This is a genomic window from Methanomicrobiales archaeon (assembly GCA_030019205.1).
Classification (GTDB): domain Archaea; phylum Halobacteriota; class Methanomicrobia; order Methanomicrobiales; family JACTUA01; genus JASEFH01.
On the sequence record JASEFH010000025.1, the window covers coordinates 1 to 14,284 of the forward strand.

General features: G+C 56.7%; 14 protein-coding genes. 7 read left to right on the plus strand and 7 right to left on the minus strand.

The window, feature by feature from the left end:
• The first annotated feature begins 664 nt into the window (after positions 1–664).
• The 7 genes from QMC96_11510 (at position 665) to hisE (ending at position 4,623) form a co-directional block, all read left to right on the plus strand.
• Positions 665–1,396: a DUF6345 domain-containing protein gene (locus QMC96_11510; protein ID MDI6877385.1), complete on the plus strand. Its 732-nt coding sequence runs from the start codon at positions 665–667 to the stop codon at positions 1,394–1,396.
• A gap of 14 nt (positions 1,397–1,410) precedes the next feature.
• The gene (locus tag QMC96_11515; protein ID MDI6877386.1) at positions 1,411–1,662 is read left to right on the plus strand and encodes a hypothetical protein; all 252 of its coding nucleotides are present in this window, start codon (positions 1,411–1,413) and stop codon (positions 1,660–1,662) included.
• Between the two features lie 12 nt (positions 1,663–1,674).
• Complete coding sequence (locus QMC96_11520; protein MDI6877387.1) at positions 1,675–1,893, plus strand: hypothetical protein; 219 nt, start codon at positions 1,675–1,677, stop codon at positions 1,891–1,893.
• A gap of 297 nt (positions 1,894–2,190) precedes the next feature.
• A complete protein-coding gene (locus QMC96_11525; protein MDI6877388.1) occupies positions 2,191–2,499 on the plus strand; it encodes a hypothetical protein in 309 nt (102 codons plus the stop codon).
• Between the two features lie 41 nt (positions 2,500–2,540).
• On the plus strand, positions 2,541–3,050 hold the full coding sequence (locus tag QMC96_11530; protein MDI6877389.1) for a winged helix-turn-helix domain-containing protein: 510 nt from the start codon (positions 2,541–2,543) through the stop codon (positions 3,048–3,050).
• 840 nt (positions 3,051–3,890) lie between these two features.
• Positions 3,891–4,376 carry a NusA-like transcription termination signal-binding factor gene (locus QMC96_11535; protein MDI6877390.1) on the plus strand — a complete coding sequence of 162 codons (486 nt, stop codon included), beginning with the start codon at positions 3,891–3,893 and terminating at the stop codon, positions 4,374–4,376.
• Complete coding sequence (hisE, locus tag QMC96_11540; GenBank protein ID MDI6877391.1) at positions 4,330–4,623, plus strand: phosphoribosyl-ATP diphosphatase; 294 nt, start codon at positions 4,330–4,332, stop codon at positions 4,621–4,623. The genes QMC96_11535 and hisE overlap by 47 nt, the downstream gene beginning before the upstream one ends.
• 1,277 nt (positions 4,624–5,900) lie before the next feature.
• Here hisE and QMC96_11545 read toward each other — a convergent pair.
• From QMC96_11545 to QMC96_11575, 7 genes are all read right to left on the minus strand, one after another.
• A complete protein-coding gene (locus QMC96_11545) occupies positions 5,901–8,297 on the minus strand; it encodes a PAS domain S-box protein (protein ID MDI6877392.1) in 2,397 nt (798 codons plus the stop codon).
• Between the two features lie 260 nt (positions 8,298–8,557).
• Positions 8,558–9,004, minus strand: a complete 447-nt coding sequence (locus QMC96_11550) for a bifunctional nuclease family protein (protein ID MDI6877393.1) — start codon at positions 9,002–9,004, stop codon at positions 8,558–8,560.
• Between the two features lie 40 nt (positions 9,005–9,044).
• Positions 9,045–10,070 carry a flippase-like domain-containing protein gene (locus QMC96_11555; protein ID MDI6877394.1) on the minus strand — a complete coding sequence of 342 codons (1,026 nt, stop codon included), beginning with the start codon at positions 10,068–10,070 and terminating at the stop codon, positions 9,045–9,047.
• Positions 10,071–10,181: 111 nt separating this feature from the next.
• Positions 10,182–10,751 carry a DUF357 domain-containing protein gene (locus tag QMC96_11560; GenBank protein MDI6877395.1) on the minus strand — a complete coding sequence of 190 codons (570 nt, stop codon included), beginning with the start codon at positions 10,749–10,751 and terminating at the stop codon, positions 10,182–10,184.
• Positions 10,748–11,500: a diphthine synthase gene (gene dph5, locus QMC96_11565; protein MDI6877396.1), complete on the minus strand. Its 753-nt coding sequence runs from the start codon at positions 11,498–11,500 to the stop codon at positions 10,748–10,750. Before dph5 ends, QMC96_11560 begins: the two co-directional genes overlap by 4 nt.
• A 98-nt stretch (positions 11,501–11,598) precedes the next feature.
• Positions 11,599–13,449, minus strand: a complete 1,851-nt coding sequence (feoB, locus tag QMC96_11570; protein ID MDI6877397.1) for a ferrous iron transport protein B — start codon at positions 13,447–13,449, stop codon at positions 11,599–11,601.
• Entirely contained in the window at positions 13,446–14,141 is a 696-nt protein-coding gene (locus tag QMC96_11575) for a metal-dependent transcriptional regulator (GenBank protein ID MDI6877398.1), read from the minus strand. Before QMC96_11575 ends, feoB begins: the two co-directional genes overlap by 4 nt.
• Positions 14,142–14,284 lie beyond the last annotated feature (143 nt).

Here is a 14,284-nt window from a genome sequence, read left to right on the forward strand (position 1 = left end):
CATTCCTGGGGCTCATATACCTGGCCTGTGCCCGCATGATCTGGAGGGTTTTGGGATGACCTCACAGTCAAACTTGAAATTCCAGGAATTCATCAGATACATCGAGCAGACAACCCTTCATGGATACACAGCCCCACATCGGTAAAGGCGTTTACTTCTGGATTTCTTTGCCCGAGACAGTCAATTTTTTTATAGAGACTCGATCTCGGCAATAGGCCTCCCAGCCGTTCTTGAGATCCGTGATAAGCGTGGAGCTTGCGGTGAGCCATAGAGATCATTCCCATATTCCCTGATCGGTGACTTCTTTATGAGATACTTTTTCAATCACCGAAAGTTACGGGAGGGGTAGTCCAGGACCTGAAAACCTGAGATCGTTCCTGTCGTACCAGAGGTGGGAAGGGCAATATACCCTTCACGACGATTTGTCAATATCCTATGCATCATCCCGTTCAGGACAGGTGATATTTTAATCTATCGGATATGTCAGGGAAAACCTGACATTTTTCGTATTTTTAAATCTTTTACAGATAAATTTCCCTTGTCCAAGAGTTCGAACGATATGAAAACTCTCTGGAACGTGTGTTATCCTGAACGACGGGATGGAAATCTTGCGGTGCGATCAGGAGATCATGCGTAAGAAAATGGAACACGAGGAGTGATCTGTTTGAGAAACAAATCGATAGGAGCTGGAATCCTGGCTCTTATTCTTTTGAGCGCTTTGAGTGTTCCGGTATCAGCATACCAGTACTCCATTACAAATGTGGAGCAGTATGACCACTCTGAAGATCTGTACCCTTTCGGAACAGGCGTATCCCATGCAGTGAAAAATCGGTTAAATAACGCAGAATGGTCTCAGAAATTCTACGAAGTAGATTGGAATGTAAATGAATACGATCTCGGTTATTCGCAGTCTGGATACCAAGGGCTGGATGAGGCTGAATTTCACAACCACTTCGGACACGGGATCAACTTGCTAGGAGAAACCCACATAGAGTTTTCGAATTATCCTTTTGGAGATTTTGATCGAGGAGAAGTGTATAAAAAGTGGGATTATACAGATAAGTGGGTCGTAATCGATGCATGTCACATACTGGCTAACCTGCAATGGGGTGGTGCACTGGAGTACTCGCATGGAATTTTAGGATTTTCGACGCTCGAAGCAGCGTATGTGGAACTCCCTGACAGGTTCCTGCGTAATTGCATTGATTACGATCATACTATTGGATACGCATGGCAGCAGGCAACTCAAGAAGTATTTGGCTCGGATGTAACTGCCAGAGTCATATTTGATACCCAAACTCAACTTTTGAACGACCACTTATCCGGGCAGGGTTATGTAGCACCGAACGAAAATCCGGACGACGACGCAATCTACTACGATAGCTGGGCGTGTTAAACGGAGAGGAGATAATGAAACATACCTGGATCGTATTTGGCACAATTCTTGCCATCCTTGTGGTGGCAATTGCATCGCTCGGAATTATAATCGATGATGGTTCGAGACCTTACAAGCTTCAATCTCCGTTCAGTAAATTCAACCTGAATACAGAATTTCCTGCATCTCCAGACACAGCCCCGATGTTCAGGGTGATAGAAAAAGAAGCATTCACCTTTGGTTCGGAGAGATTAATGGCGATCAAACCGAGCATCCCCTCTGAATAGGAGGCCCCGGCGATGGCATTGAAAGCCCTGGAAAAATACGGCGGTCTTCCAGTAGATGCGGTTCTCCATAAAGTTGAGCGGGTTCAGATCAACAGGTACAATCTCACAACAGAGACAATCGAAGAACAGTACCCGCAGTGGACTCTGGTCATATACGAACAACAGCTCCAGGGGATGCCAGTCATCGGTCCGGGTGCTGAGATCTGGATTGCCTTAGGCGAGAATGGATAGCTTCTCCAGATTGACAAAGTCTGGCGTACTGTAGAATACACTGGAGAAGTTCCGATCATCACCGCAGAGCAGGCCTATGGGAAGCTCAACCGGGGCGAGCTGGTAACGAGATACCCGTCACCCCTGGAGGGAATCGTGATATCCGATATCTACCTCGGATATTACGCAGAAAATCGAGACGTCGATCAGGAATTCTTCAAACCGATATGGATATTCCATGGAATGGATATACACAACAACACAATCAGGTTGCCCGTGAGTGCAACAATAAGCTGATCTTTTTCGGGGTTTACAGGAATGAAGGCATGGAAAATCGGTGCCATCGTTGGGTGGATCTGGGGTCTGATTGGCGTTTTCATTCTCACCTCAACACCCCACACCGGTATCCTGATTGTAATCGGGGTTTATGGGTGCTACATTCCTTTCTTCTTTGCACAGGGTTTGCACTCTCTTCTCAACCTGCTGGTCCCCGGCATCGTCGCTACAAACGACTATATCGTATGGATCACGGTTCCTCTGCATGGGGCAGCAATTGTGGCAGCCGTAGGATACATACTTGATAGGGTGAGCCTGAGAGATCCAGCAGACAGGGATCAGACGGGTTGATTCAAAAGAATTTATATGATCTTCCATAGAGGATCAGAGTGTTGATACCTAAACAGATTATTTTGGATAGGTCGCTACTCAAACTGCTCGCCTCCGACACGAGAATAGATATCCTGAAAAAATTAGAGAAGCGCAAAATGACCGTGAGCGAACTGTCCAGAGATCTAAACCTCGCAAAAGCCACGGTTCACGAACATCTCGAGAGGATGAGTGCCGCTGGAATCATTAACTGCATTGACAATGGCCATAAATGGATATATTACGAATTGACACCGGAAGGCCGCTCTCTCGTACGACAACCGCCATCCATCCGATTCATGTTAGTCCTTTCATTCGCGGCAGCTGCCGCTTGTGTTGCGGGATTTGTCGCAATCATCTACAGTATCTTCTTCCACCCATCGGACTATCTTCCACCAGCTCAGGGAGGGTTGGGAGTGAATCTTCTCGGACTCGGTCTGTTTTTACTGTCATCAGGAATTATTCTGGTATATTATGCCGTATCCAGTTGGAAATGCATTCAGCAATTATCTGAAAAAATCCTGTCAGAATAGTGATTTTGGCTGCTGAGGCAAAAAAGAGAGGGATGAGTCCGATGACTTGTTCGGAATGCCGATTGAGTGCATACGATCGATCTCACGTTCGAGAACCTATCTCGATAATATCTGTGTTGGGTTGGTCTCGACCGCTGCCTGGCGTCTAGAGCATATCCATCCCTGGCCATCGGAGGGAGGTGTAGGGGGTGTGGTACGGCTCTCTGGTATCTTCGGGGTGGGACCTCGCTTCCTTCTACCCCTTCGTGCGATAGAGCGGCCACCAGCATTCGGATCCGAGACGAGAATCGTGCTCCTGCCGTGAGGCAACCGAAAAGGCCAGAGCGGGTCTTTCAGGGACTTCTCCTCTGGGAAGTTATCCCGGGCGTATCCGCCTATCTCACAGATATACTATTGGTTACAGGGGTTCAGATCGTCCCTTCCCCGCGGCCCGGAACGGGCCGCCTCCTCCCCTCGCCGAGGGCAGGAGGATAGTGTGATAGGCCTGTATGGAATTGCGAGTATCGCGGAAGACCCCCTCGTCCGTGCGAAGGAGGGTAGATGAAGAACCGTGCAGTACCAATCTCTGCATTCGAGATCGACTATTCTGGACGGAATCTCCTGTCCTGCAGGGGATCTTTCCCAGACGCGGCGCGAGATGGAGGATACACGGGATCTCACCCCGTGCCTGATCGATCCCCAGCCACCTGGCCATTGTATCAGGATCGTAAACCTCCATATGAGGGGATCTATTGGAAAATCGAGCCCTCCGCGGAGAGCCCTGGAACCGCTTCGAGAGAGTCGTCCGCTAAAGAGTTAGGTTTATTGGCCTGCAATAGAAACGATTAGTTGGACAATTCGATGGAACGCACAATCGGCTTTAAAGAGAGGCGATACATAGAAGAACTCAGAATTCTCACGAAATCCACTGCCTTGGACTGCATCATCGACGAACGCTTCGATCGGGTTATCTACGTGATGAAACCGGGCGACATGGGGCTCGCGATCGGGAGAAAAGGGGAAAATATCAAGAAGATGCAGAGAGTGCTCGGACGGAAGATCGAGATGGTCGAATACGCCGAGGATCGGGATCGGTTCATCGCCAACATCTTCAAACCCGCCGAGGTGGTCGCCGTGGAGGTCGATCCTGAAAAGAACTCGATCAATGTCCGGGTCAGAAAGAAGAGCGATCTGGGTATCGCCATCGGAAAGGGCGGGATCAACGTGGAGAAGGCCAGAATGCTGTGCAGGCGGTTCCTGCAGCTGAATCTGAACGAAGTGCTGCTCGCCGAGGAGGAGTATGGCAAGGATAGAGATACTGTCGGAGCTGTGGGAAGTCATCGATGAGCGGGTCGCCAGACCTTCGCCGCAGTCCTACGTGAGCCGGCTCATCCAGGACGAGAAGGGCATCGACAGGGTGCTGGAGAAGGTCGGCGAGGAGGCAGTGGAGTTCATCCTCGCTGTAAAAGGGGGAGTTGCCGAGCGGACGGTCAGTGAGGCGGCCGATCTCGTCTTCCACGTGCTCGTGGCGCTCCGGGCTGCGGATATCGAACTGGATGCGGTTCTCGGGGAACTGGAGCGCCGCAGGCGGTGAATCCCCATGCAGCCCTACCCCTCCGATACCCCTCCTGCGCATCCCTCGCCATGCCGGTAGGTCCGGACAGGAAGAGCCAGGGATCTGTATCCGGACCGGTCGCACCCAGGATGTCCTCCCGATCGGATGGGGTCATCCCCAATAAGGGTTCTCCATCCGCCCGCGAGGATGGTGTTCCTTCATCGGGAGCCTTTTCTCTCCCGGGTGCCCCGTGGTGCGGCACCCGGGATGCCTCGCTTTTTGACCCCGGGCCCCTCTTCCTCCTTGCGCGACAGGGCCATGCCATAGGAGAGGGCGGCGGAAGAGAAGGTGGCGGGGGTATCAGCCCACTCCTGATGCTGTGCGGAGAACCGCGACGGCAGAGTGTGCTGACCTTCCGGAGATACAGAGGCTCGGTCCCCCACACGAACGCGGACGTCGTTGCACGTTCATGAAGGGCAGAGACGGTGCCGCCATCCTCCCCGCTGACATATCGTCCTGGCGGTGTGGAGGCTCATGGAGGGCGGCAGGAGCTCCTGCCCTGTTCTGGATCCAGCACTTCGCGCATCCCGATAAATTCACGAGGATTTCTTTTCGGTAGCATGCTTCCTGTCGTATCCGAACAATTTTGCCGGAACATGGAATTGTTTATCAAGATCCCTCGACCTGCGGGTTGGAGGCTGAATGTCAAGGTCGGAGCCATCGGGGAGGGAAGATTCCGATACGGTCGTGATCCCTCCCCCGGAGGGTATCGCACCCGTATCCCGTGGGCATAACGCAGGGGAAGTCGCCCGGCTATCCGGAAGCGGGCCTGATGCCCGATTGGGTGCGGGAAGCGTGGAAATCCTCATTCCTACGAAGGAGCGCGATCAGCGGGCGGTCGAGGATCGGTCGGGGTTACGCCGGGGATCAGCCCTCAGGGCTGGAGGGGCAATCCGAACCCCCCCTTCCCGCACCACCGACGATCGGGAACGAGCCGCGGGGCGATCGGAGAGAGTCGAACAGTTCACCTGCCGATCGGAGAACTCGGCCCTGTCGAAATCCTCATCGATCAGAGAGTGTGCTGCGGGACGGCTGTCATCTTTGCAGGCGGGGCCCCAACCCCTTCTTGCGATAGCCCTGGAGATATCCTGTTTGGGATTCACGGGCCCCTGCAGGCCTATCGCACGATTCCCCCTCTCCCAAGGGATGGGTCGGCCCTTACAGGGCTGCGGGGAGAGGAGGACCGAATCAAGACGGGAGGGAATAATATCTGCAGGATCAAAAACGCCGGAGAACTTCTCGACAGAGCGGAGAACTCAGGCCTTCTTCAGCCTGAACTTGATGGCGACACCCATCTCGGGGTGGGACTGCACCCGATCCTCCACCCATATCGTCCCCCCGTACCGCTCCACCAGCATCCGCGAGAGATAGAGCCCGAGACCCTTGCCGCTGGCCTTCGACTCCCCCCGCTGGAATCGGTTGAAGATGAGCGGTTTGACCTTATCGGATATACCGGGTCCATTGTCCTCGACGGTGACTTCCACCTCGTCATCCCGCTCCTCGATGCGGATGGCGATGGAGACATGAGGTCCGCCGAACTTCAGGCTGTTGCCGATGAGGTTGGCGAACACCTCGGCGAGGAGATAGTCCGCAGTCACCATGACGTCGGTGCCGTCATAGCTGATCGCCGCATCCGGGAAGGTGCGGATCTCGGAGCGGATGACGGAGTCCAGGTCGATGGGTTTGAGAACCGGTCTGTCCTCGTACACCCTGCGGATCTTCGAGACGTTGCCGATAATCTCGATGCTCCTCCTGATGCTCGCAACCAGTTTCTCCGCGAACTCCTTCTTCTCCCCCTCGAGCATGTCCGATAGAAGTTCGGCGTACATGATGGAGACGTTGTTGGCATTGTTGATGTCGTGGCTGATGATATCCAGGTAGAGCGTGGACTCACGGTACGCCTTCTCCAATTTCTCCTGGAGCAACCGCTTCTGGATTGCGCTTCCAATCTGCCGGCTGATCGACCCGAGGATATCCCTCTCCTTCTCGGTGAAGGGATACTGCTTCGCGGTGGCGAGGTGAACCGCACCGATCACGTCTTCTCCGGCCAGGAAAGGGATACTCGCAAAGGAGAGAATTCCGATATCCTTCTTCTCCATGTACCAGGGTTCCCCGTCGCCGAATATCCGCGAGTAGGGGGCCCCCTGGATATCGAGCGTCTCCATCTGTTTCAGATACCAGTCCGGCAGACCCCTCTGCACCTTCATCGTCGCCTTCTTTCGCAGGGGATCGACCAGGTAGATCGCTCCCGCATCGAACTCCAGGAGGGCAACGGTCCTCTCGAGAGCGACGTTCAGAAGTTCGTCCAGGCTTCCCGCGGATGCGACTGCCGCGATCACCTGGTTTATCGTCGAGAGGTACCTGTTGTGCTGCCGGATCTCCTCCTCCGCCCGCTTCCGCTCGGTGATATCCAGAAGAGAGGCCACGCTCTTCCCACTGCCGGGAATCATGGCAATCGTTACGGCCACATTCCGGAGATCCCCCTTCCTGTCGATGAGACGGATCTCATAGTTGCGGGGAGCGAGATTCGGGTCGATCAGGCGGAGACGGTGGTACTCCTTCATCCGCTCGCCATCTTCCCGGGGAATGAGGTCGATCCAGCTCCTTCCCACCGTCTCGCCCTGGGAGTACCCGAACACCCGCTCGAACTCGGTGTTTGCCAGGGCTATCGTTGCATCTTCGTTGATGATGATCGTCGCCGAGCCTGTCGTCTCGAAAATGGTGCGGTAGAGATTCTCGGACTGGGACAGCGCCGACTCCACCCGCCTCCGTTCGGTGATGTCGATGCCTATCCCGAAGAAATAATCGAACTCACCGGTATCCCGATACACCACCCTCCCCAGCCACTCCACCAGGAGTTCACGCCCCTCCTTCGTGCGGAGTCTGTGTTCGTAGGCGAACGGCTCCTTTGCCGAGATCTTCCCCTGAAGGAACGCCCTGAGCGATTCGCGGTCCTCCTCCGGGATGAACTGGGTGAAATAGTTCTTTCCGATCACTTCTTCCTGCGTAAACCCCAGAGCGTGGAGCATGGATTCGTTCATCATCACCACATGGCTCCGAGCGTCGATCGCGACCATGAAGGCGGGGGATCCCTGGATCAGTCTGGAACTGAAGTCCCGCTCCTTCGAGAGCTCCTCTTCTACCCTCCTCCGATCCTGGATCTCGTGCTGGAGCTGTTCATTCAATTCGCGCAGCTCTTTGGTCCTCTCTTCTATCATCTCACCCAGATGCCCGAAGTGCTGGGCGAGTTCCTCTTCGAGCTGCTTGCGGAGCGTCACATCCTGGTAGATGTCCATGCGCATGCCGGCGAACGGACCATTCTCGACGATCTGGCTGGAGTAGTCGAGCCATTCCACCCCGGCCACGGGCTCTTTCAGGTGACATTCGACGTCCCGGATGGAGACCCCTCCTGCCACTGACGCGGATGCCCGCTCCAGCAGCGATGCACCGTCGTCGATCCGGGGTACGATCGCCTCCCGAATGAAAGATAGGACATCCTGCCCCTGCACATTCTCCCGCCGTATACCGAAGAGATCCTCCAGGGCGTGGTTCAGCCACAGAATCTTGAGATCGGTATCGATGAGCACTACCCCGTAGTTCAGCTCGTCGAGCAGCCAGAAGAACTGGGAGGCTTCAGGGGTTCTCTCATCCATGGCGTTCTGAAAAATAGTTTGGTGTTACTATATTTATATTTTTCTATTAATATTCCTATGTATTTCTTTGCTTTTCCAGAAATGGAAGGTTAATTACACCTTATTCAAATTTGCGCTTATAAAATTTTGCATATGATAATTTGCCCTGCATCCTTTTAAAATCCATAACTTCGGTTGATTCTGGCATCTCCATTGTCCGGCCATCTGGGTGTCCGCCATTCATCGGATATCGCGCGATCTGCACTCTGACCGGAATGGCATCAGAAATAATTGTTGATATCGACCACTTGGGGGAGATTCTCCCTCTTGATCGATGCCATCTGGATCACTTCATTGTCCACGAGGATGGGCGCACCGGCACGGAGGGCAATAGCGATGCCATCGCTGGGGCGACAGTCCAGGAGTTCGCACCGATCGCCCTGCCGGAGCACCATCTTCGCATAGTACACCCCATCCTCGAGCGAGTCGATGTGCAGCTCCTCAAGCGAGAGCCCGAAATTGTTCAGCAGCTCGATGAAGAGATCGTGCGTGATGGGGCGCGGCAGGACGTCTTTATTCAGGGCATTGCTGATGGAGATCGCCTCCCATAATCCGATGTAGACAGGGATGCAGGAACCCCCGCCGACATCCAGCACGACCGTGGGGGCAGTTCCCAGCTCTGTGACGGAGATGAACACCCCCTGGACTGCACACTTGACCAGATCCATAACGCTGAGAGGACGTAATCCTTATTCGTATTAAACGTTGTCACCTGCCATCGCGATCGAGACGATCCACCTTCCTCCGCAGGATCGGGATGCTGGACAGCACGCCGAGGGATATATTGAAGTAAAAGAATATTGCGCGCCACAGCATCACGAATATGCCCACAATGGCCGAATCCACGAAGAGAGCGTAGAGAGAGTATGCGCTCACCTCCGCGACACCGGAGCCGCCCGGCGTCAGCGGGACCATCATCACGATGGCAATGACGATCTGGGCGACAAAGGATTCCACGAAGTGGGGCGATGTACCGAGTCCCATCAGAATGAACGAAGGCGTGAGGAACTCCAGACTCCAGAAGACCGTCGTTAGGAACGTGCCCCACAGCAGTCCCCGGCGCCCCTGGTGCGTGAAGAGCGAGAGACTGGAGTGGAAGTTGTCAACCTCGCAGTCGACTCGATTTCCGAACCGCTGCACCCGATCGGGATCCCATTTTCGCGTAAACGGAGAGCTCGCCCGTTTCGCCAGTCGTTTGAGGAGATCCGGGTTATTCATCGAGTAGAAGAAGATCAACAGGATCGAGATCACCCCGATCCATGCGGCAAGGATCAGCCATCCGATCCAGGACGAGAGACTCATCGTCCCCAGGAGGAAGATGGTCACAGCTCCGCCGATCGCCAGGACGAACCCGTCCAGGATCCGTTCGGTGATGACGAGCGCCGTCGCATCTCCGAGCCTGACGTTCGCCGCATAGAGCTCGTGGATACGCACCGGCTCCCCGCCGGCCTGGGAGGGCGTGATCGCCGCTATCAGAAGGTTTGCATTGACCAGATTGAGGCAGTACAGAAATCCCACCCGATACCCGAGTGACTGCGCCATCTTCTGGATCTTCGCCGCCCAGACAGCGAGGGCTGCCACATGCAGACCCAGTGCCAGGATAAGGAACAGGGGATCGATCCGCGAGAGATACTCCACGGTGGTCTCGTCGAACGTGAAGTAGAGCACGGCTGCAAGGACGGCGGTGCTGAAGAGAATCGATATCCAGAACCATTTCCTGTATTTCTTTCTCATCGATCACGTCTCCGGGGAGGTGCGAACAGTCCTGCCGAGCATTCCGCCGATACAGCTTCTCACATATTGGTTTACGTATCCATAAATTAGTCCATTGCATTCGAAGCAGATTCATATCGTGAAGAGATCCCGGTCGCAGGAGATCCGAAAGAGACCGGCTCGGATCCCCGCATCCAGCCAGGCGAACCCGTAGCTGTAGCATGCCAGCGCATTCTCCGCATCCCCGCCGCGGTGATACCCGGATCCTGCGGCAACCATCCCCTCAGCCACCCGCGTGGCATGGAGAGCAGCCCCGTGGAGGGCTGTGCTGCGTTCGGGGGCGAACTCAAGCGCCTGCAGCCCGCGCATCAGAAGACTGCCGTAGCGGCGCGCCTTCTCCTCCAGAAGGGGCTGCACGGCATCCGGAACCCGTTCCGTGAAGCGGGGCAGGGCTGTGGATCCTTCCAGGACGATCAGCCCCAGATACCGTCCCCCCTCGATCCACCCGTGAGCATAGGAGTAGGCGGCAAGGGCGTTCACGCGGTCACCCCGCTCGAAAAAGGCACGGCCATCCCGGCAGTAGGCGGATGCCATCTCCCGGATCTCATCTGCAACGCGGTGGAGCGCGGTGTTCTCGGGGGGCGTGCATGCGAGGGTGAGGAGCGCCCGTTCCAGCTCCCTGCCGGCTGCATCGATTCTCATAGGCGAGCGAACGTATCCAGGTACTCCCTCTCCATCGGATGCAGTTCCGCCGGTACGGCGAGAACGTGGAGAGGCGGTCCGAAATCTATGCGTTTCAGCGCTTCACCGCTTCCTGCCGCCACGCGCGGATTCCGGGACCCGGCACGGGCGACTCCCACGTACAGCGAGGGCAGCTCTTCCCCCGCCGTGTGCGCCATCCTCTCCAGGAGTTCGATCCCTTCCGGGATGGTCATGCAGCGATCCGGCTGGATGTCCAGGAATACCAGAGTATGGAGATTCAGCTCCAGGTTGATGCGGACGGTCTCCCAGGGTGTGAGCGGAAACCATCCCTTGCGGGGGTACGGGATGGAGCATGACTTTCCGAAGCGGTAGTTCTGGAGCCCGGTGATGCCGCAGACCGCCGTGGATATGGACGCCCCGTGGATGATGTGCGTCGGGATGCCTGCCGCCGCCGCTCGAAGGCGCAGATCGATGTGAGTGGTGGATACCATGGGATCGCCGCCGGTGAGGAGGACGACCCGCCCATTCCGGGCACGGTCGAGGAGTTCGGCAGGATCCTGTTCGATCGCATTCCTCTCCAGCAGCTGCAGCGGCTTTCCAAAGAACGCCTGCAGGCGGTCCACCGTCGTGCCCGTGAGCCTCGAGGTGTAGCATTCCAGGTAGACATGATCCGCCTTTCGGACACATTCGAGCCCCTTGCAGGAGATGTCGCGCTCGTCATAGAGTCCCAGACCCACGAATGTCAGCACGGTGTCTCACCTCCCCGGGTCTGACGGCGACGTCGAACCGGGCGTGGCGCGAATCGGTTTTTCGACCACTGCAGATGCATCGATCCATCGCCTCCCCATCAGATTGCCACCCTGTGGATTGTAGCTCCTACTACGAGGCCCAGCAGCACCGTGTAGATCGATACCAGCAGGGCCGTGCGGGCATTCAGTTGCCGGTACAGGATGGCGATCGTGGAGATGCAGGGCACAAAGAGCGTGCTGACAACGGCAAAGACGAAGAGCTGCAGAGAAGTCATCACGAGGGGCAGGTCCGCTGTGCCTGCGAGCACGGCGAGCGTCTCGAATGCCATCTCTTTTCGGAGGATGCCGAATAGCAGGGCAGTTGCGGCATACGGCGGGAGACCGAGCAGATCCACGAAGAGGGGGGAGACGAGATCCTGGAAGATAGCGAGGATGCCGAAGAACTCCAGCAGGCTCAGGACGATGCTGCCGGCGATCAGCAGAGGCATCGCGACGAAGAGGAACTCGCGGAGGCGCGTCCAGGATTTGCGCAGGACGAGCAGGGGATCCGGGCGCCGCAGGGGCACCATCTCCAGGATCATCCCGAACCGTTCCCCGGATACTGTTTTGGAGAGGATCAGGCCGGTGATCAGCACCAGGAGAAGCACGATCGTGTACACACTGAGCGCTGCAACGATGCCGATGAAGGCCGCCACGATGCCCGTGATGATAACGGTGCGGGCGGAACAGGGCACCATGGTGACCAGGGTCGCGGCGATCATTCTCTCTCGCCGGCTTTGCAGATTCTTTGTTGCCATCACCGCCGGTACATTGCACCCGAAGGCGAGTACGAGAGGGATCACCGCCTCACCGTGGAGGCCGAACTGGTGCATAGTCTTGTCGGCGAGGAACGCGACACGGGTCATGTAGCCGGAGTCTTCGATCAGCGCGAGGAGCATGTAGAAGGTCAGCACAAAGGGGAATGCGATCCCGAAGCCGGCCTGGAGTGCGAGCGCCACGGCGATCGCCACCGTGCCGACGAGCGGCGGGAGAGCGAGGGCCGCGATCGGCTGGAGCAGCAGAATATCGAAGAGTCCGGTGATCACCTCCTCCAGGAAGGACCCCACGGTAAAGACTGTGAGCAGCATGGCAAGCATGATGGCGATCATGAGGGGGATGCCGGGTATTGTTCGGGTGAACAGCCTGTCCAGGTCGAACGAGGGAGGGACATCTCTCCTTCTGATAACTTTGAGGGCGATCTGATGGGCGAAATGGTGACGGTTGGCCTCGATGATCTGCCGCACGGTCATGCGGTGCGTCTTCTCGATCTCCTCCACGATCGCAGTGGCCGCCTCCAGCAGCTCGGGCTTCTCGGCGATGCCCAGAAGCGCCAGGATCGCCTCCGCCCGGGCGGCTCCCTCGACTTTCTCCAGGCTGCGTACGGCCCCCTCGATATGGTAGTCGTAGGGTATCCTCACCGGGGAAGGGCGCGCTGAGAAGAGGGCGGCGGGAATGATCCTCTCTATCCCCCGCCCTTCGGGAGCGGCTGTGGTCAGCACTTCAATGCCCAGGATCTCGCGCAGTCTGTCGATATCGATCTCGTAGCCCCCGCTCTCCACCTCGTCGATCATATTGAGCACGGCGAGCATCGGGACTCCGCACTCGGCGACCTGGAGAAGGAGGAAGAGGTTTCGCTCCAGACGCGTGGCGTTGACGACGACCAGAGCCAGATCCACGCCGCCCTTCTTGAGGTACTCCCGCGCCAGCTGCTCCTCCTCCGATTCGCCGTCAAGGGAGTAGATGCCGGGGAGGTCGACGATCTCGATCATCTCCCGCTTGTAGCAGACGCTCCCCCGCTGCAGGGCGACCGTGGTGCCCGGGTAGTTGCTCACCTCCACGCCGAGGCCGGTGAGCTGGTTGAAGATGAGCGACTTTCCGACGCTCGGATTTCCGATGAGTGCGATCTTCATCGACTCTTCTCCGCAAAGATGGAACTGGCGATCTCGGGGCTCAGGGCGATGTCACACTCCTTCACCTGCACCACGATGGCATCGTTGGGCAGCTTCCTTCGCAGCAGGAGTCTCGCCCCCGGCAGGATACCGAGTGCGGCGAGCCGATCCAGCCTCCTCGCTCCCTGGATCATGCTGACCGTCACCTCGTCACCTTCATCGAATGCCAGCAGCGAGCGGATCCCTCTCTTCTCCAGTGCCCCCTTTCCGGCCCCCCTCCTCCGGCGGCGTGTGCCGAACAGACTGGTGATCTTGTCGATGGTCTCGTCCGAGACTGTGTGCTCCAGCTGGCATGCCTGACGGGATGCCGCCCTCCCGTCGACCCCGAGCATCTCCGATAAGAAACACTCCAGCACACGATGCTTCCGGCACACCCGTTCAGCGATCTCGCTTCCCTTCTGTGTCAGTTCCAGAATGCCGTCCGCTCTCTTCGAGACGGATCCCTCCTTCTCCAGTTCCTGCAGCACCTCTTCGAGCCTCGAAGGCTCTTCCTGAAGCGTAGCAGCAATCTCCGGCAGGGATATCGGAGAGATCCCTTTCACCTTCATGTTCAGGATCGCTTCCAGAACGTCCTCACGCACGTCGGGCTGCATGCACGCCTCCGCCGCGCTCGTAACGATCCCGGCGCTCCTGAATCCCCGGGATGGATTCATCGATGGGTTCTCGCCTGGATGACACTGCTAGAAGAGTATTTATTATCCAAGCATTATAGTATTCCCGAACTGCGCCATCGGCACAGGCGCCGGTGAACGCATCGCGGGGATGTCGCCGACCCGTACAGCAACCGCACCGGACG